General features: G+C 74.7%; 11 protein-coding genes. 3 read left to right on the top strand and 8 right to left on the bottom strand.

What is annotated here, in order from left to right; genetic code table 11:
• The first annotated feature begins 26 nt into the window (after positions 1 to 26).
• Both ACFQ8C_RS13535 and ACFQ8C_RS13530 read left to right on the top strand, forming a co-directional pair.
• Positions 27 to 1,349 carry a KamA family radical SAM protein gene (locus tag ACFQ8C_RS13535; RefSeq protein WP_383455982.1) on the top strand — a complete coding sequence of 441 codons (1,323 nt, stop codon included), beginning with the start codon at positions 27 to 29 and terminating at the stop codon, positions 1,347 to 1,349.
• Positions 1,350 to 1,396: 47 nt separating this feature from the next.
• The gene (locus tag ACFQ8C_RS13530) at positions 1,397 to 2,659 is read left to right on the top strand and encodes a pyridoxal phosphate-dependent aminotransferase (RefSeq protein WP_383455979.1); all 1,263 of its coding nucleotides are present in this window, start codon (positions 1,397 to 1,399) and stop codon (positions 2,657 to 2,659) included.
• 105 nt (positions 2,660 to 2,764) lie between these two features.
• On the opposite strand, the gene ACFQ8C_RS13525 is transcribed toward ACFQ8C_RS13530, so the two are convergent.
• The 6 genes from ACFQ8C_RS13525 to ACFQ8C_RS13500 form a co-directional block, all read right to left on the bottom strand.
• Positions 2,765 to 3,532 (bottom strand): thioesterase II family protein, encoded by a 768-nt coding sequence (locus ACFQ8C_RS13525; protein ID WP_383455976.1) that lies wholly within the window; start codon positions 3,530 to 3,532, stop codon positions 2,765 to 2,767.
• A gap of 41 nt (positions 3,533 to 3,573) precedes the next feature.
• Complete coding sequence (rfbB, locus tag ACFQ8C_RS13520) at positions 3,574 to 4,605, bottom strand: dTDP-glucose 4,6-dehydratase (RefSeq protein ID WP_383455973.1); 1,032 nt, start codon at positions 4,603 to 4,605, stop codon at positions 3,574 to 3,576.
• A gap of 172 nt (positions 4,606 to 4,777) precedes the next feature.
• On the bottom strand, positions 4,778 to 7,594 hold the full coding sequence (locus tag ACFQ8C_RS13515) for a LuxR C-terminal-related transcriptional regulator (RefSeq protein WP_383455970.1): 2,817 nt from the start codon (positions 7,592 to 7,594) through the stop codon (positions 4,778 to 4,780).
• A 268-nt stretch (positions 7,595 to 7,862) separates the two neighbouring features.
• The gene (locus tag ACFQ8C_RS13510; protein WP_383455967.1) at positions 7,863 to 13,505 is read right to left on the bottom strand and encodes an SDR family NAD(P)-dependent oxidoreductase; all 5,643 of its coding nucleotides are present in this window, start codon (positions 13,503 to 13,505) and stop codon (positions 7,863 to 7,865) included.
• Positions 13,502 to 14,698: a cytochrome P450 gene (locus tag ACFQ8C_RS13505; protein WP_383455964.1), complete on the bottom strand. Its 1,197-nt coding sequence runs from the start codon at positions 14,696 to 14,698 to the stop codon at positions 13,502 to 13,504. Before ACFQ8C_RS13505 ends, ACFQ8C_RS13510 begins: the two co-directional genes overlap by 4 nt.
• 125 nt (positions 14,699 to 14,823) lie before the next feature.
• Complete coding sequence (locus ACFQ8C_RS13500; protein ID WP_383455961.1) at positions 14,824 to 16,404, bottom strand: AMP-binding protein; 1,581 nt, start codon at positions 16,402 to 16,404, stop codon at positions 14,824 to 14,826.
• A 151-nt stretch (positions 16,405 to 16,555) separates the two neighbouring features.
• On the opposite strand from ACFQ8C_RS13500, the gene ACFQ8C_RS13495 reads away from it, so the two are divergent.
• Complete coding sequence (locus tag ACFQ8C_RS13495) at positions 16,556 to 16,801, top strand: phosphopantetheine-binding protein (RefSeq protein WP_383455958.1); 246 nt, start codon at positions 16,556 to 16,558, stop codon at positions 16,799 to 16,801.
• A 24-nt stretch (positions 16,802 to 16,825) separates the two neighbouring features.
• Here ACFQ8C_RS13495 and ACFQ8C_RS13490 read toward each other — a convergent pair whose 3' ends face one another.
• Together ACFQ8C_RS13490 and ACFQ8C_RS13485 are read right to left on the bottom strand one after the other, a co-directional pair.
• Positions 16,826 to 17,761: an ACP S-malonyltransferase gene (locus ACFQ8C_RS13490; RefSeq protein ID WP_383455955.1), complete on the bottom strand. Its 936-nt coding sequence runs from the start codon at positions 17,759 to 17,761 to the stop codon at positions 16,826 to 16,828.
• Between the two features lie 112 nt (positions 17,762 to 17,873).
• The gene (locus ACFQ8C_RS13485) at positions 17,874 to 18,590 is read right to left on the bottom strand and encodes a class I SAM-dependent methyltransferase (RefSeq protein WP_383455953.1); all 717 of its coding nucleotides are present in this window, start codon (positions 18,588 to 18,590) and stop codon (positions 17,874 to 17,876) included.
• Positions 18,591 to 18,663 lie beyond the last annotated feature (73 nt).

Genomic DNA, 18,663 nt, shown 5'->3' with positions numbered 1-18,663 from the left:
TGCCGCTATCGACAAGGATCGCCCCCATGTCCCCGTTGGCTCCTGGCCTCCCCGACACGGCGCGGTTCCGCGCCTACGGGCCGCACCAGATCGACCAGATCGCCCAGCGGTACGGGCTGCCCGCCGACATCGTGCGGGCGATGCGGCTGGTGTCGCTGGTGCTGCCGTTCCGGGTCAACGAGCACGTCCTGTCCGAGCTGATCGACTGGGAGCGGGTCCCCGACGACCCGATGTTCCAGCTGACGTTCCCTCAGATCGACATGCTCGCGCCGGACGACCTGCGGCGGCTCGACGAGCTTTCCGGCCCTTCGGGGAACAGGGCCGCGCTGCGCGCCGCGGTGGGCGAGATCCGCGCGTCGCTGAATCCGCATCCGTCGGCACAGCGGGAACTCAACGTCCCCACCGTGGACTCCGTGGAGATTCCGGGGATTCAGCACAAATACCGGGAGACGGTCCTCTACTTCCCCGGGCAGGGACAGACCTGTCACGCCTACTGCACCTACTGCTTCCGGTGGGCGCAATTCGTCGGCGACCCGGATCTCCGTTTCGCCGCGCCGTCCCCCGAAGGGCTCGTCGGCTATCTGCGGACCAAGCCCGACGTCAGCGACGTCCTGGTGACCGGCGGCGATCCGCTGGTGATGTCGACCGAACGGCTGCGGGCCCACATCGAGCCGCTGCTGTCCGTGCCGACGGTGCGCACGATCCGACTCGGCACCAAGTCGCCCGCCTACTGGCCGCAGCGCTTCGTGACCGACCAGGACGCCGACGAGCTGCTGCGGCTCTTCGAGCGGGTCGTGGCCTCGGGGCGGACGCTGGCCGTGATGGCGCACTTCAGCCATCCGCGCGAGCTCGCGAACGAGCCGGCGGCGCGGGCGCTGGCACGGGTCAGGGCGACGGGCGCGCTGCTGTACGGGCAGGCGCCGCTGATCGCCCGGGTCAACGACCGGGCGGCGGTCTGGGCGGAGCTGTGGCGCGCGGAGCTGTCGCACGGGGTGGTGCCGTACTACCTGTTCGTGGAGCGGGACACCGGGCCGCACGAGTACTTCAAGGTGCCGCTGGCCGAGGCGGTGCGCATCTTCCAGGCGGCGTACCGGGAGCTGCCGGGGCTGGCGCGGACGGTGCGCGGGCCGGTGATGTCGGCGACGCCGGGCAAGGTCGTGGTGGACGGGGTGGAGGAGTCGGACGGGGGTGCGGTCTTCCGGCTGCGGATGCTCCAGGCGCGGGACCCGTCGCTGGTGGGCCGCCCGTTCCACGCGGAGTTCAGCGCGGACGCGGCGTGGCTCGACGAGCTGCGGCCGGCCCCGGGGACGCCCGCCGAGTTCGGCGCGCTCCTCGGCGGACGGGTGTGACGCGCCCCGCCGGGGCGGGTCGTTCGGGAAGCGGGAAGCGGGAAGGGATGGTGGCCGTGGCAGGGTTCGAGGTCTCGCCGAACCTGGCGCTCAACCAACTGGTCGACGAGCGGCGGGCGGCGGGCGAGCGGGTCGTCCACCTGGGGTTCGGGGAGGCCCGGCTCCCGGTGTTCGCCCCGCTGGCCGAGCGGCTGGCGGCCGGTGCGCACCGCAACGCGTACGGGCCGGTGGCCGGAGGCCTCGACGTGCGCGAGGCGGTCGCCGGGTACTTCGGCCGGCGGCGGCTGCCGACCGACCCCGGGCAGGTGGTGGTCGCGCCGGGCAGCAAGCCGCTGCTGATGGCGCTCCAGCTGGCCGTGCCCGGCGACGTCCTGCTGCCGCGCCCCGCGTGGAACACCTACGCCCCGCAGGCGCGCCTCGCGGGCAAGCGGGCACACGGCGTGCCGATCCCGCCGGAGTGCGGGGGCGTGCCCGCTCCCGACGCGCTGCGCGAGACCGTGCGGGCCTGCCGGGAGGGCGGTGGGACGCCGGGGGTGGTGGTGCTGACGCTGCCGGACAACCCGACCGGCACGCTGGCCCCGCCGGAGCTGGTCCGCGAGGTGTGCGCGATCGCCCGGGCCGAGGACCTGATGATCGTCTCCGACGAGATCTACCGCGACGTGCTGCACGATCCGGCGACGCCGTTCCTGAGCCCGGCGGAGGTCGCCCCGGAGCGCACGGTGGTGACGACCGGCCTGAGCAAGAGCCTGGCGCTCGGCGGCTGGCGCGTCGGCGCGGCCCGCTTCCCCGACGGGGAGCGCGGGGCCGCGCTGCGGGACGCCGTCGTGTCGATCGCCAGCGAGGTGTGGTCGACGCTGGCGGGACCGATGCAGGAGGTCGCCGCGTACGCCTTCGGCGAGCCGCCGGAGCTGCGGGAGCATCTGGCGGCGTGCGCGCGGCTGCACGGCGCGGTGGCCCGCGCGGTGCACCGGATCGTGGTGGACGCGGGTGCCGAGTGCCGTGCGCCGGCCGGCGCCTTCTACGTCTACCCGGACTTCGAGCCGCTGCGGGCCCCGCTGGCCGGGCGCGGGGTGCACGACTCGGACTCCCTGCGGCGGTTCCTGCTCGACGAGTTCGGGATCGCGGTGCTCGCCGGGCACCTCCTGGACGACGACGGGAAGGCGCTGCGGTTCAAGGCCGCCACCAGCATGCTGTACGGCGCCACCCGCGAGGAGCAGGAGCTGGCGCTGGCCTCCGCCGACCCGGTCGCGCTGCCGCACATCGCGGCCGAACTGGCGTGGCTCCGCGAGAGCTTCGGCTCGCTGGCCTGACCGCCGCCGGATCCGTCCGGTAGGCGCCGCGCGCCCCCCGGCCCACGCGGGAGGCGCGCGGGCCGGGGCGTCGCCGCCCCCGGCCCGTCGTCGCCGTCCCCGTCGTCAGAGGGTCTCGGCCGCGAGGGCCGTCAGCCGCTCCCCCAGGTAGGCCATCGGCTTGTCGGGGCCGGTGGTGAAGTAGAAGTGGCCGCCGTCGAAGACCGCCTTCTCGAAGGGGCCGGTGGTGAAGCGGGCCCACTCGTCGGCCTCGGCCGGACTCACCTGGGGGTCGTCGTCGCCGGTCAGCGCGTACAGCGGGCAGCTCAGCGGAGGGCCGGGACGGTGGCGGTAGGTCTCGGCGGCGCGGTAGTCGCCGCGGATGACGGGCAGCACCATCCGTACGATCTCCGGGTCGTCCAGGACGCCCGCCCCCGTACCGCTCAGCCGGGCGACGTGCGCCATGACCTGGGCGTCCGTCGCCAGGTGCACCCGCTCGTCGCGGAGCGAGTCGGGGGCGCGCCGCCCCGAGGCGAACAGCGCGAGCGGCGGCTCGCCGGCCTCTTCGAGCCGCCGGGCCACCTCGTAGGCGACGGTGGCGCCCATGCTGTGGCCCAGCAGCGCGACGGGCCCTTCGAGCCGTCCGCGCAGCTCCTCGGCGATCGCGTCCGCGAGCTCCCCGATGGACTCGACGCACGGCGTCAGCCGCCGGTCCTGCCGGCCCGGGTACTGGAGGACCAGCACCCCGGCCGCGGCGGAGAGCGCCTTGGACACGGGGAAGTAGTAGGACGCCGAACCCCCGGCGTGCGGGAAGCACACCAGGCGTACGGGGGTGTCCGGCGCCGGGTGGAAGCGCCTGAGCCAGGGTCCGGTCTCCGTGCTCGCTGCTGACATGGTGGTGGGTGCTCCTTCCGTGGGGTGCCTGTCGGGACGCGTCACGCGGGGGCGGCGGCGCTCCGCGGGGCGCCGTGCCAGGCGTGCTCGGCGACGGGGCTGCGGCCGAGCAGCGGCTGCCACCAGTCGCGGTGGGCCGCGTACCAGCGGATGGTCTCCCGGACCCCGGAGTCGAAGGGGATCCGCGGCTCCCAGCCGAGTTCGCGCCGGATGCGGGAGGAGTCCAGGAGGTAGCGGCGGTCGTGTCCCGGCCGGTCGGGCACGGTCTCCTTGAGCGACTCGGGCAGGCCCAGCTCGTCGAGCACGAGGGCGGCGATCTCGTCGACGCTGGCCTCGACGCCGGTGCCGACGTGGTAGGTCTCGCCGATCCGCCCCTTGAGGAGCACGGTCTCGATGGCCTCGCAGTGGTCCTGGACGTGGATCCACTCCCGGCGGTTGGCGCTGGAGGCGTAGACGGGCAGGGCACGGCCGTCCAGGGCGCGGGTGGCGAACAGCGGGAGGACCTTCTCGGGGAACTGGTGGCTGCCGTAGTTGTTGGCGCAGTTGGTGAGGGTGACGGGCAGCCCGTACGTCTCGTGGTAGGCGCGGACCGCGTGGTCGGCGGCGGCCTTGCTGGCGTTGTAGGGAGTGCGGGGGCGGTAGGGGCTCGTCTCGGTGAACACCTCGTCGGCGTCCAGCGGGAGGTCTCCGTACACCTCGCAGGTCGAGATGTGGTGGAACCGCTCGACGCCGGCGCGACGGCAGGCGTCGAGGAGGCCCTGGGTGCCCAGCACGTTGGTGCGGAAGAACCGGGCGGGGTCCAGCACGGCGAGGCTGTTGTGGGACTCGGCGGCGAAGTTGACGACGAGTCCGACGCGGTGCTCGGCCAGCAGCCCCGTCACGAGCGCCTCGTCGCCCATGTCGCCGTGGACGAAGACGACGCGGTCGGCGACGTCCGCGAGGTTGGTGCGCGAACCGGCGTAGGTCAGCGCGTCCAGCGCCACGACGGTGTCGTCGGGGTGCCGGCGCACCCAGTGCCGGACGAAATGGGATCCGATGAATCCCGCCGCACCCGTGACAAGTATGGAGGTCATGGCACCAGGCTAGGGAGAAGGCGGTGGATTTCCAGGAGAACGGCTTCCGGTAGGGGCCCCTTAGCCGCCCCACACTTTCGGTCCGCCGCCGGTGCCGTCGCATTCCGGTTCCGGAATGCGGGAGGGCCGGCGGGATCACCGGCCCGCCGGCCCTCTTTCGCTCCCGATGGGGTCAGGCCGATCTCAGGGTGTGGCCCGCCGGGTGTTCCCTGGTCTGGCGTCCGGCGAGCTCCAGCGGGAGGTCCTCTCGTTTCTGCACGTTGAGTTTCCGGTAGACCCGGGTCAGATGCTGTTCGACGGTGCTGACCGTGATGAACAGTTTGCGGCCGATCTCCCGGTTGCTGTGGCCGTACGCGGCGAGGGTGGCGACCTTCCGTTCGGCCTCGCTGAGCGTGGTCGCCGCCTCGGGCGCGGGGGCCTCGGCGGGCGCCGGCTCGGGCTGGGGGCCCTGGGAGGCGCGGCGGAGCTGGAGGGCGGAGAGCGTCTCGGCGTTGCAGGCCTTGGCCTCCTGCGCGGCGCGGCGGGCCAGGAGCCGGGCGTCCCCCAGTTCGCCGAGGTCGTGGTGGACCTGGCTGCGGTCGGCGAGGGCGCGGGCGAGTTCGAGGTGGTCCTCGCTGCGCTCCAGGAGTTCGATGGCCTCCCCGAGGAGTTCGGCGCGCCGCTCCAGCGGGCTGACCAGCGCGAGGAGTCGTAAGGTCAGGCCCCGGGCGCGCTCGTCGCCTCGGGAACCGAGCCGTTCGAGCTGTTCGGTCAGCAGCTCCAGGGCCTTCTTGCGGCGCCCGAGCGCCAGGTGGGCCTGGGCGAGGTCGCTGCGCCAGGGCACCAGGGCGGGGAAGTCCAGGCGCCACTTGCGCATCAGGGCCGCGCAGTGCTCGAAGTCGCCGAGCGCCGCGAAGGGGCGGCCCATGGCGAGGTGGTGATGGCCCCGGGCCTGGAGGTAGCGCAGCCCGAAGGTGGTGCCGAGCATGGCGTCGGGGACGACCTGGTCGAGGAGTTCGGCGGCCTGTTCGTGGTGGCCCATGGCGGTGGCGGCGGAGATCTTGGTGGCCAGCGGGAAACCGACGAGCACGCCCCAGCTCTGGACGTGCAGCAGCCCCAGGGCCCGGTCCGCCCTGCTCTCGGCGACGGCGAGGTTGCCGCGCCGCAGGGCCATGTCGGCGGCGACCCCGCCGAGTACGGCCCGCCAGGTGGTGGCCCCCTGCCGGGCGGCCTCCGCCTCCAGGAAGTCGCACCAGTGGACGGCGCGCTTCTGCTGGCCGGCGTGGTCCAGGAGCAGGATGACGGTGGCTCCGGCCTCGGGCAGCATCGTGGCGAGGCGGCCCTGGAGGATGTGTTCGGCGGCGCCGACCAGGTCGTCGGTGGCGCCCTTGGCCAGCAGCGCGAAGAGGCTGGCGGGCATCGCCGACGTCCGGTGCTCGGCCGTGTGGCCGGCGGTCCGGCCGCCCTGCCCCCGGGTCAGGCCGTAGATCCAGTCGTGGGCGAGCCAGAGTTCGGACAGCTCCCGGACGTCGCCGGACTCGGACTGGGCCGTCATCCGCTCCAGCTGGGCGGTGGCGCCCGAGCTGCCGTTCCACAGCATCTGCCGTATGACGGGGAGGGCGTCCTGCCGGGGCAGCCGCGACTCCGCCAGGGCCTCCTGGAGCGGGGTGAAGTAGCGGGCCGCCGCCGACGGGTTGACCCACCAGCCGACCTGGGCCAGCAGGGCCTGGAAGTGCAGCCGCTCGGACTCGTCGTCGCTCTCGCGCAGGGCCAGCTCCAGACAGCTGACCGCGAGGTCCGGGTCGTTGCCGACGAGGGCCTGGCGGGCGGCGCGGCACAGCAGTGGCCGGCCCCAGAGCCGCTGGACCGTGCCGGCCCGCACGAGGTGCCGCGCGATCTCGGTCTCGTCGGCGCCCCGCTCGTACAGCAGCTCGGCCGTCTGGGTGTGCAGGTGCGCCGTCTCCTGGTCGGAGAGGGCGTGCAGGGTGGCGGCGATCTCGGGATGGCCGGGCGCGCCGTCGACGAGGAGGCCCGCCTTGGTGAGCACGTCGAGCAGGCGCTCGACGTCGTCGACGCGCATCCGCAGCAGGCGCGCGATGAACGCGGGGGTGGCGTTCTCCTCCAGGATCACCAGGGCCCGGGCCACGTCGAAGAGATGGGGGTCCCAGCGCTGGAGGCAGTCCAGTACGGCCTGCCGGTAGGCGGCCCCCGCGACGGGGGCGCCCGGGTCGCCCGACGCGGCCCCCGCGGTCCACCGGTCCTCCAGCACCGCGTTGACCAGCATCGGGTTCCCGCCGGTGAGCGCGTGGTAGGCGGGCGCGTGCCGGGCGGCCGTCGCGGGGTCCGCGCCGGCCTCGGTGAGGGCCCGCTCGATGGCGCCGACGCAGAGGAGTTCCAGGGTGATGCGACGGTAGGGGTACCGGGTGACCTCGGTGCGGAAGACCGGCCGCAGCAGGTCCGGTCGCGCCCACTCGGTGAACACCAGCAGGATCCGCGCGGAGCGCATGCGGCGCCGCAGGTAGAGCAGGGTCTCCAGGGAGGCCTCGTCGGCGAAGTGGACGTCGTCGACGGTGATGACGAGCGGACGGTCCTGGGCGAGCGCCAGCAGGAGGGCGGACACGCCGTGCATGACGTGGACTTCCGGGTGTCCGGCGGCCCCCGCGGCCGCCGGACACTTTCCGGAGTCGTGGTGCGCGGAATCGGCGCGGACGGAATCCGGCACGCCACCGCCCAGCAGTCGATCGAGGCGTTCCATGATCGAGCCGGGCAGGGGCGCGCTGTGCAGGAGCTGCCAGATGATTCCCATCCAGTTGTCCTGCTCGGCACGGGCCCCGGTGGCGCTCAGATGGAGCGCTCCCGACTGGGTGAACATTTCGGAGCACTTCTGGAGAAGTTCGGTCTTTCCACTTGCCAGGCCGCCGGTCACGATTACTACTTGGCCTTTCCCAGCCACGCATTGGGAGAAGGATTCATGAAGCGGCTCAACTACATCGCGATCACGCAAATCCATTAATCGAATACCCCCTGTGTGCACAGCACCGCCCGGGGACCCAGGTGAATTCGCAGAGACATTCATAGAATTCTCCCGCGAGCGACAAACACGTGTACAGATTTCCACGAACCCTAGCAGGAGACCCCCTGCCCTACCACCCCTCTGGCCAGGCGTCGGGGCACGCCGAAGCCTGGCCCGCGACGGCGCGGAGTATTTACGAAGAGTAAAGCAGAGGTAATTCCGTTCTCAAGGGAACAGCCGGTGTCCGGGGAGCACCGGGACCGTCTCACTCCTCTGAATCGCCCAGTTCGCCGTCGAGGATGTCGAACAGCTCCGCGGCGGTCGCGCTCCGCACGTCGGGCCCGGCCTGCGGAGCGTCCCCGGCCGCCGCCGTGACCGCGTGCCTCCGCTCCCAGTGCGCCGCCAGCTCCCGCAGCCGCTCCGCCACCCCGGTCGCGCCCGGCGAGCCGGGTCCCGAGGCGGCGAGCGCCGCCTCCAGGGCGGCGAGCCGTTCCTGGAGGCCGCCGGTCGCCGGGGGTAAGGCCTCGGCCGCCGTGAGTTCGCCGTGGAGCCGGTCGGCGAGCGCGTCCGGGGTCGGGCAGTCGAAGAGGAGCGTCGCGGGCAGCCGGAGCCCGGTGTGGCCGGCGAGCCTGTTGCGCAGCTCCACCACCGTCAGGGAGTCGAACCCCATGTCCAGGAAGCCCCGTTCGGGCTCGATCGCCGCCGGGGTCTCGTACCCCAGCACCTCGGCGGCCTCGGCGCGCAGCAGCCCGAGCAGCGTCCGCCTGGCCTCGGCCCCGGAGAGCCCGGCGAGGAGCCCGCGCCAGCCATCCGCCCCCGCACCGGGGCGGGCACGGCCGGTGTCCGGGCCGCGGCCGGTCTCCCGGTCGCGGTCGCGGTGACCGTCGTCCGCGTAGTCCCCGGCCGGCCCCTGCGGGCCCGCCGCCGCGGTCGCCGGCGCGAGCCGGATCGGCAGCAGCAGCGGTTCGGGCGAGCCGAGCGCCGCGTCGAAGAGGGCGAGCGCCTCGGCGTCGGACAGGCCGCGCACCCCGGCGCGCCGCATCCGCCGCGCGTCGGCGCCGGTCAGCCGACCGCCCATGCCGCCCGCCTGCTCCCACAGCCCCCAGGCGAGGGAGAGACCGGGCAGCCCCGAGGCCCTGCGGTACTGCGCCAGCGAGTCGAGGAAGACGTTGGCCGCCGCGTAACTCCCCTGCCCCGGCGCCCCCATCACTCCTCCGGCCGACGAGAAGACCACGAAGAGCGCCGGATCGGCCGCCCGGGTCAGCTCGTGGAGGTGCCACGCCGCGTCGGCCTTCGGGCGCAGCACGGCGGCCGCGCGCTCCGGGGTCAGCGAGGTGACCACCCCGTCGTCCAGCACCCCCGCGGTGTGGACGACGGCGGTGAGCGGGCGGTCCGGGGGGATGGTGCCGAGGAGCCGGCCGAGCGCCTCGCGGTCGGCGACGTCGCAGGCGGCGACGGTGACCTCGGCGCCGAGGGCCGTCAGCCGGTCGGTCAGCTCCCGCGCGCCGGGCGCGTCGGGTCCGCGCCGGCCGGCCAGCAGCAGGCGCTTGGCGCCGTGTTCGCGTACGAGGTGGGCGGCGAGCAGCCCGCCGAGCGCACCCGTGCCGCCGGTGACGAGCACGGTGCCGGCCACGGCCCGGGCGAGGACGCCGTCCGTCCCCGTGCCGGGGCGCGCGGACGGCGCCGGGTGGGCGCGGGTCACCCGGGGTGCGCGCAGTCCGCCGCCGCGCACCGCGAGGGCGGGCTCGTCCCGGGCCAGGGCGGCGAGGAGGGCGGCGCCGGGCGGCGCCGTGCCGTCCAGGTCCAGGGCGGCGATCCGGCCGGGGTGTTCCAGGCGCGCGGTGCCGGCCAGGCCCCACACCGGGGCGTGGGCCAGGGCGGCGGGCGCCTCGTCGGCGTCCACCGCGATCGCTCCGCCGGTGACCAGGACCAGCCGGGAGTCCGCTTGGCGTTCGTCGGCCAGCCACTCCTGTACGGCTCCGAGGGCGGCCCCCACGGCGGCGGTGGCCGCGGCGGGGAGCCCGGCCCCGGGCACGGCGGCGGGCGCCGCCGGGTGGGCGAACACCACGTCGGGTACGGCGACTTGGGCGTTGGCGTCGGCGTCGGCGCTGCCGAGCGTGGTGCGGAAGGCCGGCCAGTCGGCGTGGACGCGGACCTCGGCGCCCGCCGCGCGCAGCGCCTCGGCCAGCTCGGGGTGGGCCTCGCCGACGACGGCGCAGGACACGGCCGGGGCCTGCCCCGCGGCGACCGGCTCCCACACGACCCGGTGGAGCGCCTCGGCCGCGGTGGCCGCGCGCCGCGCCTCGGGCAGGGGGCGCACCAGCAGTTCGCCGACGGTGACGACGGGGTTCCCCGCGCGGTCCTCGGCGTACAGGCCCACCGCGTCGGGGCCGCGCGGTGTGAGCCGCACGCGCAGGTCGCGGGCGCCGCCGCGGTGGGAGGTGACCCCGGTCCACAGGAACGGCAGGGTGGCGCCGCCGCGCCGGGTGACGGCGAGGTCCATGGCGTGCAGCGCCGCGTCCAGGACGGCGGGGTGCAGGGCGTACTCGGCGGACTCGTCCCGCAGCGGGCCGGCCGGGGTCACCTCGGCGTAGACGTCGCCGTCGAGGCTCCAGGCGGCGGTGAGGCCCCGGAAGGCGGGCCCGTAGGCATGGCCCTCGCGGGCCATCGCCGCGTACAGGTCCCGTACGTCCAGGGGTTCGGCTCCCTCGGGCGGCCAGACGGCGGGCAGCGGCTCGGCGGTCCCGTCCGAGGCGGTCCCGTCCGAGGCGGTTCCGGATCCGGTGCTCCCGGATCCGGTGCTCGACGTTCCGTCCGGCGCCGTGAGCACCGCGTGGGCGTGCCGGGTCCACGGGGCGTCGGCGGGCGCGTCGCGCGGCCGGCCGTGGACGAGGAGTTCGCGCCGGTCGGCGGCGCCCGTCACGGCGACCTGGAGGGTGACGGGGCTGCCGGGGGCGATCACCAGCGGGGTCTCCAGGGTGAGTTCGTCCACCCGGGGGCAGCCCGCCTCGGCGCCCGCGCGCAGCGCCAGTTCCACGAAGGCGGTGCCGGGCAGCAGGACGGTGCCGTCGATGACGTGGTCGGCGAGCCAGGGCAGGGAGCGGGTGGAGACCGTCCCGGTGAGGATCAGGCCGCCGTCGTCGGCCCGGTGCACGACCGTGTCGAGGAGTCCGGGCCCCGGCCGGCCCGCGTCGGCGTGCGAGCGGGTGTGGCGCCAGAGGCGCTCGCGCTGGAAGGCGTAGGTCGGCAGGTCGGCGGGGGGCTCGCCGAAGGGGGCGAAGAACGCCGCCCAGTCGACGGGCTGTCCGTCGGCGTGCAGCCGGGCGAGGGCGGTGGTCAGGGCCCGCGCCGCGCCGGTGCCGCGCCGCGCGGTGGCCACGGCGAGCACGTCGGCTCCGGCGCAGTCGGCGACCAGCGCGGTGAGCACGGGGGCGGGGCCGAGTTCCACGTAGCGGCCGACGCCGAGTCCGTCGAGGGACCGCACGGCGTCGTGGAACCGCACGCTCCGCCGGATGTGCCGCACCCAGTGGTCGGGCGTGCAGAGCTCGTCGGCGCCGGCGGGGGCGCCGGTCACGGTGGACACCAGGGACAGCTTCGGCGCGGCGTACTCCAGGCGGGCCGCCACGGCGCCGAACTCGGCGAGCACCGGCTCCATCAGGTGGGAGTGGAAGGCGTGCGCGACGTCGAGCCGCCGGGTGCGCCGGCCGTCGGCGGCGAAGGCGGCCGCGAGCGCGTCGACGGCGGCGCGTCCGCCCGAGATCACCACCGAGGCGGGGCCGTTGACGGCCGCGATGTCGGTGCCCTCGGTCAGCCTGGCCCGCACCTCCTCCTCGGAGGCGGCGATGCCGACCATGGTGCCGCCCTCGGGCAGGGCCTGCATGAGCCGGCCGCGCGCGGCGACGAGCGCGCAGGCGTCGGCCAGGGTGAGGACCCCGGCGACGTGGGCGGCGGCGATCTCCCCCACCGAGTGGCCCGCGACGTGGTCGGGGGTGACGCCCCAGGACTCCAGGAGGCGGAAGAGGGCGACCTCCACCGCGAACAGGGCCGCCTGCGCGAGGTCGGTACGGGTCGACAGGCCGGTGTCCGGGGCGCCTTCGGGCGCGAGGGCGACGGCGGCCACCGGGAGCGCCGGGGAGCCGGCCGCCTCGAAGTGCGCGCACGCCTCGTCGAACGCGGCGGCGAAGACCGGGTGGGCGGCGTGGAGTTCGCGCGCCATGCCGGGCCGCTGGGTGCCCTGCCCGGAGAAGAGGAACGCGGTCCTGCGCCGCGGGCCGGCGACGCCGCCGACCACCTGCGGGGCGGCCGTTCCCCCGGCGAGCGCGGCGAGGCCCCGGAGGAGTTCCTCGCGGTCCTCGCCGAGCACGACGGCGCGGTGGCCGAAGGCGGTGCGCCGGGTCGCCAGGGCGGTGCCGATCGCCGGGGCGGAGAGCCCGGGGTGCGCGCGGACGTGGTCGAGGAGGCGGGCCGCCTGCGCGGGCAGGCCTTCGGGCGTGCGGGCGGAGAGCGTCCAGGGGACGACGGGCGGGGTCGGCCCGGCGGCGGGCTCCGGCGCGGCAGGTTCTTCGGCGGGGGCCTCTTCGAGGATGACGTGGGCGTTGGTGCCGCTGATCCCGAAGGAGGAGACGCCGGCGCGCCGGGGGCGCTCGCCGCGCGGCCAGGCGACGGGCTCGGTGACGAGCGAGACGTGGCCCGCCGTCCAGTCGACGTGCGGGGTCGGGGCGTCGACGTGCAGGGTCCTGGGGACGCGTTCGTGGCGCAGGGCCATCACCGTCTTGATCACGCCCGCGACGCCGGCGGCGGCCTGGGTGTGGCCGATGTTGGACTTCACCGAGCCGAGCAGCAGCGGACGTCCGGCGGTGCGGTCCCGGCCGTAGGTGGCGAGCAGCGCGTGCGCCTCGATCGGGTCGCCGAGCCGGGTGCCCGTGCCGTGCGCCTCGACGACGTCGACGTCGCCGGGGGCCAGTCCGGCGCCGGCCAGGGCCTGGCCGATGACACGCTGCTGGGCCGGGCCGTTGGGGGTGGTCAGTCCGCTGCTCGCGCCGTCCTGGTTGACGGCGCTGCCGCGGATCAGGGCGAGGACGCGGTGGCCCTTGGCGCGCGCGTCGCTCAGCCGCTCGACGAGGAGGAGGCCGGCGCCCTCGGCGCAGCCCACGCCGTCGGCGGCGGCGGCGAAGGCCTTGCAGCGCCCGTCGGAGGCGAGCCCGCGCTGTTCGCTGAAGTAGAGGAACACGTCGGGGACGGCGAGCACGGTCACCCCGCCGACCAGCGCCTGGTCGCACTCGCCGCGGCGCAGCGCCTGGCCTGCGAGGTGCAGGGCGACCAGCGACGACGAGCAGGCGGTGTCGACGGTGACGGCGGGCCCCTCCAGGCCGAGGGCGTAGGCGACGCGCCCCGAGACGAGGCTGCCGGCGCTGGTGTCGCCCGCGTAGTCGTGGAACATGACGCCGGTGAAGACGCCGGTGCGGGTGGCGCGGACGTCCTCGGGGAGGATGCCCGCCCGTTCGTACGCCTCCCAGGACAGTTCGAGGAGGAGCCGCTGCTGGGGGTCGGTGACCAGGGCCTCGCGGGGCGAGATCCCGAAGAAGCCGGGGTCGAAGTCGGCGGCGCCGGTGAGGAATCCGCCTTCGAGGCTGGTCGTCCTGCCCGGGCGGCCCGGCTCGGGGTGGTGGATCCCGTCGAGGTCCCAGCCCCGGTCGGTGGGGAAGCCGGTGACGGCGTCGACGCCCTCGTCGACGAGCCGCCACAGCTCCTCGGGGGTGGTGACGCCGCCGGGGTAGCGGCAGCTCATCGCGATGACGGCGAGCGGCTCGTCGGCGGCCCCGCGCAGCCGGGCGTTCTCCTGGCGCAGTCCGTGGTTCTCCGTCAGCGCCGTGCGCAGCGCCTCGACGACGCGCCCGTCGGCGGTCACCAGGTGATCCGCATGAGCGACGGGCCCCGGACGATCACGCCGAAGCTCCACTCCACGCCCTCCTCGCCGTCGGCGAGGCGCAGACCGGGGAAGCGGGTCAGCAGGGTCCCGAGCGCCACCTGGAGCTCCACCCTGGCCAGCATGGCGCCGATGCAGTGGTGCGGCCCGGTGCCGAAGGTGAGGTGGGGGTTCCTGGTGCGCGTGAGGTCGAGCCGTTCGGGGTCGTCGAAGACCTCGGGGTCGCGGTTGGCGGCGGCGAGCGCGGGCAGGACGGGCTCGCCCGCCCGGATGGTGGTGGCGCCGAGCTCGATGTCCTCCAGCGAGTAGCGGGCGAACATGGCGGCCGTGTTGACGGGGACGTACCGCAGGAGTTCCTCGACGGCGCCGGGCATCAGCTCGGGCCGGCGGCGCAGCAGGGCGAGGTCGTCCGGGCGGGTCAGGAGGGTGTAGACGAAGCTGGGGATGCCGGAGGCCACGGTCTCGGCGCCGCCGGCGAGGAGCCCGGGGCCTGCGAAGGAGATCAGCTCCTGTTCGGTGAGCTTGTCGCCCTCGTCGCGGGCGCGGACCAGCGCGCCGAGGAGGTCGTCGGCGGGGCGCCTGCGGCGCTCCTCGACCAGGCCGGCGAGGTAGGAGGTGAGTTCGGGGCCGATCTCCGCGAGGACGTTGCCGCCGATGCTCTCGTCGTTGGTCATGGCCTCGGTCCAGCGGCGGAAGCGCACGTGGTCCTCGAAGGGCACGCCGAGGAGGTCGCAGATGACGGAGACGGGCAGGGGGCGGGCGAAGTCCTCGACGAGGTCGGCCGGGCCGCCCTTGGCGATCATGGCGTCGACGAGCGCGTCGGCCCGGCGCTGGACCTCGGCGCGCAGCTGCTCGACGCGGCGGGCGGTGAACGCCTTGCCGACGAGGCGGCGCAGCCGGGTGTGGTCCGGCGGGTCCATGCCCATGACGCCGTCGCCGACGTTCTCCGCCCGCAGCCGCGGCTGGTCGAGGCCCTGGGCGAGGGCCCGGCTGAAGCGGGCGTCGGTGAGCACGGCCTTGACGTCGTCGTAGCGGGTGGCCAGCCAGGCGGCCTCGCCGTAGGGCAGCTGGACGCGGCTCAGGGGTTCCTCGGCGCGCAGCCGTGCGTACAGCGGGGAGACTTCGGTGCGTTCCATGTCGAACGGGTAGGCGCGGACGGTGTGGACGGCTGTCATCGCTGTCCTGCTCCTCGTGACTCGCGGCACACGTCGCGGGGGTCACAAGTGTGCCGTTCTCCCTCGTACGCCCCCGTGTTCGGACGCTAACCCGGGTGGCGCGCGCGCACCCCCCCTACCACCCCCTATGCGGGGGTCCCCGGGCGGAGCAGCTCACGGGCCCTGGCGGTGAGCGCCAGGCGGTCGATCTTGCGGTTGGCGTTGAGGGGCAGGGCGGCGAGGTGGCCGAAGTGCCTGGGTATCGTGCCGCCGGGCAGGGCGGCGCGCAGGGCGCGGGCGAGCTCGACGGGCGGCACCGGGGTGCCGGTGTAGAAGACGACGAGCTCCGCGGTGTCCGTCGGGCCGCCCTGGACGGCGACGGTGACGGCCTGCTCGACGGCGGTGCCGGCCCTCAACAGGTGGTCGATCTCGGCCAGTTCCACGCGGTGGCCGTGGACCTGGACCTGGGTGTCGAGACGGCCCAGGTAGGCCAGGTCGCCGTCCTCGGTGCGGCGCACCCGGTCGCCCGTGCGGTAGTAGCGGTGCCCGTCGTGCTCCAGGAAGCGGCCCTCGTCGTCGGCGGGGTCGAGGTAGCCGGGGGTCGTCTGGGGCCCGCTGACGCACAGTTCGCCCTCGTCGTCGGCGGGGGTGCCGTCCTCGGCGAGGAGCAGCGTCCGGTGGCCGTCGTGCACCCGGCCGATGAGGGCGCCGCCGTTCACGCAGCGGTCGGGCGAGGTCGCGGGCGACCAGCGGTAGCGGGCGATGGTGACGGTGAGTTCGGTGGGCCCGTACAGGTTCTCCAGTACGGAGCCGGGGGCGGCGGCCTGCCAGTCGGCGGCGTCCTGGGCGCCGAGCGCCTCGCCCGCGAAGAAGCTGTGCCGGAGTCCGGGCATGACGCCGGGGGCGAGGCGGCCGGTCCTGCGGGTGAGGGCGATGGCGCTGGGGGTGGAGAACCAGACGGTGACGCCCTCGTCGGCGAGGTGGGCCGGCAGGTCGCGGTAGGCGTGCGGGGGGATGCGGGTCACGCGGGCGCCGCTGCCCCAGGCGCAGAACAGGTCGAAGAGGGCGCAGTCGAAGTTGAGGTCGAAGGTCTGCGAGAAGACGTCGCCGGGGACGAAGGCGTAGCGGCCGTCGAGCTCCGCGAAGTAGTGGGTGGCGTTGCGGTGGGTGATGGGCACGCCTTTGGGCCGGCCGGTGGATCCGGAGGTGAACAGGATGTACGCGGCGTCGTCCGGCCGCACGGGGCGCGGCGCGTCGAGCGGCACGGCCTCCTCGAAGGGCCGGGCGCCGACGCCGGGCGTCCCGGCGATCGCGGCGGCGGGGGCGTGGACCGCGAGCCGGCGCGCCCGGTCCGGCAGCCGTTCCAGGGCGCGCAGTCCGGCCGCGTCGGCGAACACGGTGCGGGCGCCGGACGCGGCGAGGGTCCGGGCGGTGCGGGCGGGCGGTCCCTCGGCGTTCAGCGGCACGACCGTGGCCCCGGCGGCGAGGGCCGCCAGGATGTCCAGGGCGGCGTCCGGGGCGGCGGGCGACGCCAGGACGGCGACGGGCCGCGCCGGGTCGCCGACCGCGCCCGCCCGGTGCAGGGCCGTGCGGTGCGCCTCGCGGTAGGTCACGGAGTGCCCGCCCGCGCGCAGCGCCACCGCGTCGCCGTCCAGCGCGAGTCCTTTCAGGAATCGCGAATACAGCGCGTTTCCGTTCGTCCCTGGCTTCGGGCTCATCTGGTCCATGGGGCTCATGGCAGTCATCGGGCTTCCAACTCCACCGTGCGGAAAGAGATTCGGAATCGCGGTCCCGCATACCGCACCCGGTGCTACTGTCGATGTTCGCCGGGCCCGGCCGTCATACGGCGGGCCGTCCGCGGACGGAGGGGATGCGAATATGTGGGACCCTGAATTCGAGGAAATACTGCGCGAACACCTGCCGTACGTCTCGCCCGCCGAGGAGCTTTCCCCGGAGAGCGATCTGCCCGATCTGGGGCTCGACTCCATGGGGGTCGTCGAGCTGATGACGGTTCTGGAGGGCGCGTACGGGGTGCGGTTCAGGGACGAGGCGCTGAGTCTCGACTCGTTCCGCTCGCCGGGCGTCCTGTGGCGGACGCTGACGGCGATGCGCGCGCCGGTGTGACCCGAGCGCGCCGGGAGGCCCGGCTCAGGCGGCCGCGTCCTTCGGGCGCGGCCGCAGCGCCGTGCGGGGGTCGACGGTGACCACGGCGAAGTTCTCGGTCGTGGTCCGCACCCGGCCGAAGAGGCTGTCGGGCCCGGCCACGCACACCTCGCCGACGCCCAGTTCCCGCAGCGCCCGGACGGTCCGCGGCCAGTGCAGGGGGCGCACGACGGAGTCGAGCAGCAGGGTCCGCACGCCCTCGCCGGTGGTGACGAGCGTGCCGTCCTGGTCCGAGACGACCGGGATCCCCGGGTCGGCGAAGTCCAGGTCGGCGAAGACCTCCTCCGCCGCCTTTTTTCGCAGTCCGCCGAACGCCGCCGAGTGCATCGGCGGACGCATCGTGTACAGCGGCAGACCACCCGCCGCGCGGATGCTCCGCTCCAGCCATTCGAGCCGGCCCTCGCGCAGCGACAGCATGAAGAAATCGGAATCCAGATAGCAGGAGATGTCGTACCACTCGTCCGCCGCTTCGAGTTCTCCGAGGAGTTCCCGGAGTTTTTCCTCCGGGGTGCGGACGAACGAGTGCGTGACGACGTCGCGGTGTTCCTCCGCGAAGTACGCGTCGATGCACCGGGCCATGCGCGAGACCATCCGGACGGCGTCGGGAACGGACAGGCTTCCCGTGTACGCGCTCGCCGTCTTCGATCCGAAACTGGGCCCGACGCAATAGTCCGGCACCATTCCGTGGTTCTCCTCCGCGTGCCGCGCCAGGGCCAGGCAGTTCACCAGGAAGGCGACCTGGGCGTGCTCGGAGTAGTCGGCGGGCGCGTCCCTGAACCTGTCGACGAGCCGGTAGCCGAGCACGTCGTCGGCGGTCTTCAGCAGCTCCCTGGCGAACCGGTCGACCATCATGAACCGGGCCACGTCCGCGAAGCGGGAGGGGCCCATGCCGGGGAAGACCAGCGCGCGGCCGTCGTTCATCAGTCACCTCGGTTCCGTGTCGGCCCCGGTCACCCACGGGCGCCGGGACCAGCCTGTCGGGGCACCGCCGCGCGGCGGTACCCCTATCGCCCACTGAACGGCCCGGTCACCGTCACGGTCGGCGCACGGCGACGAACAGGCCCCGCCCGGAGAAGTCGCTGTCCAGGTAGTGCGGGGTCAGCCCGGCCCGGTCGAAGGCGTGCTCGTACTCCTCCCGGGTGAACAGGGTGATCAGGGTGGACTCGCTGACGCGCCGGATCCCCGCGCCGCTCTCCGCCACCAGGTACTCGACGGACATCCGGGTCGCGTTGCCCTCCAGCGAGGAGTGCGAGACCCGGGCGACCGTGCGCGTGCCGTCCTCGATGACCGCGCCGGCCACGTACCCGGGCAGGAAGGTGTCGGGGAACCACCAGGGGTCCACCACGACGACGCCGCCGGGCTCCACGTGCGCGGCGAAGCAGGCGAGCGTCTCCGCCAGCTCCTCCGTGGTCCGCATGTGGCCGATCGAGCTGAACAGGCAGGTCACGGCCGAGAAGGTGCGGCCGAGCCGGAAGGTGCGCATGTCGCCGGGGTGGAGCCGCACCCCCGGTACGCGCCGCGCGGCGTACGCCAGCATGTCCGGGGACCGGTCCACCCCCTCGACGTCCCCGAAGCACTTCTCGAAGTGGCGCAGGTGGCCGCCCGTGCCGCAGGCCACGTCGAGGAGCGAGCCGGCGCCGGGGTGCCACTCCCGGACCACCGCGACGATGCTCGCCGCCTCGGCCTCGTAGTCCTTGCCGCGGCCCTGGTGGACCAGGTCGTAGAGTTCGGCGTCCTCGGCCTCGTACATCGGCGTCTCCCTCGGGCTGTCGGTGGATCGGGTCAGGTCGGATCGGGTCAGGTCAGGGCAGGTCGGATCGGGG

Source organism: Streptomyces sp. NPDC056503 (assembly GCF_042794995.1).
Lineage (GTDB): Bacteria > Actinomycetota > Actinomycetes > Streptomycetales > Streptomycetaceae > Streptomyces.
The sequence above is the reverse complement of the archived record's forward strand: the minus strand, read 5'-3'. Positions and strand labels throughout refer to the sequence as shown.

Bases quoted from the DNA above. Each gene is read 5' to 3' on its own strand.
- ACFQ8C_RS13535 (WP_383455982.1), top strand. From the start codon at position 27: ATGTCCCCGTTGGCTCCTGGCCTCCCCGACACGGCGCGGTTCCGCGCC.
- ACFQ8C_RS13530 (WP_383455979.1), top strand. From the start codon at position 1,397: ATGGTGGCCGTGGCAGGGTTCGAGGTCTCGCCGAACCTGGCGCTCAAC.
- ACFQ8C_RS13525 (WP_383455976.1), bottom strand. From the start codon at position 3,532: ATGTCAGCAGCGAGCACGGAGACCGGACCCTGGCTCAGGCGCTTCCAC.
- rfbB (WP_383455973.1), bottom strand. From the start codon at position 4,605: ATGACCTCCATACTTGTCACGGGTGCGGCGGGATTCATCGGATCCCAT.
- ACFQ8C_RS13515 (WP_383455970.1), bottom strand. From the start codon at position 7,594: ATGGATTTGCGTGATCGCGATGTAGTTGAGCCGCTTCATGAATCCTTC.
- ACFQ8C_RS13505 (WP_383455964.1), bottom strand. From the start codon at position 14,698: ATGACAGCCGTCCACACCGTCCGCGCCTACCCGTTCGACATGGAACGC.
- ACFQ8C_RS13500 (WP_383455961.1), bottom strand. From the start codon at position 16,404: ATGGACCAGATGAGCCCGAAGCCAGGGACGAACGGAAACGCGCTGTAT.
- ACFQ8C_RS13495 (WP_383455958.1), top strand. From the start codon at position 16,556: ATGTGGGACCCTGAATTCGAGGAAATACTGCGCGAACACCTGCCGTAC.
- ACFQ8C_RS13490 (WP_383455955.1), bottom strand. From the start codon at position 17,761: ATGAACGACGGCCGCGCGCTGGTCTTCCCCGGCATGGGCCCCTCCCGC.
- ACFQ8C_RS13485 (WP_383455953.1), bottom strand. From the start codon at position 18,590: ATGTACGAGGCCGAGGACGCCGAACTCTACGACCTGGTCCACCAGGGC.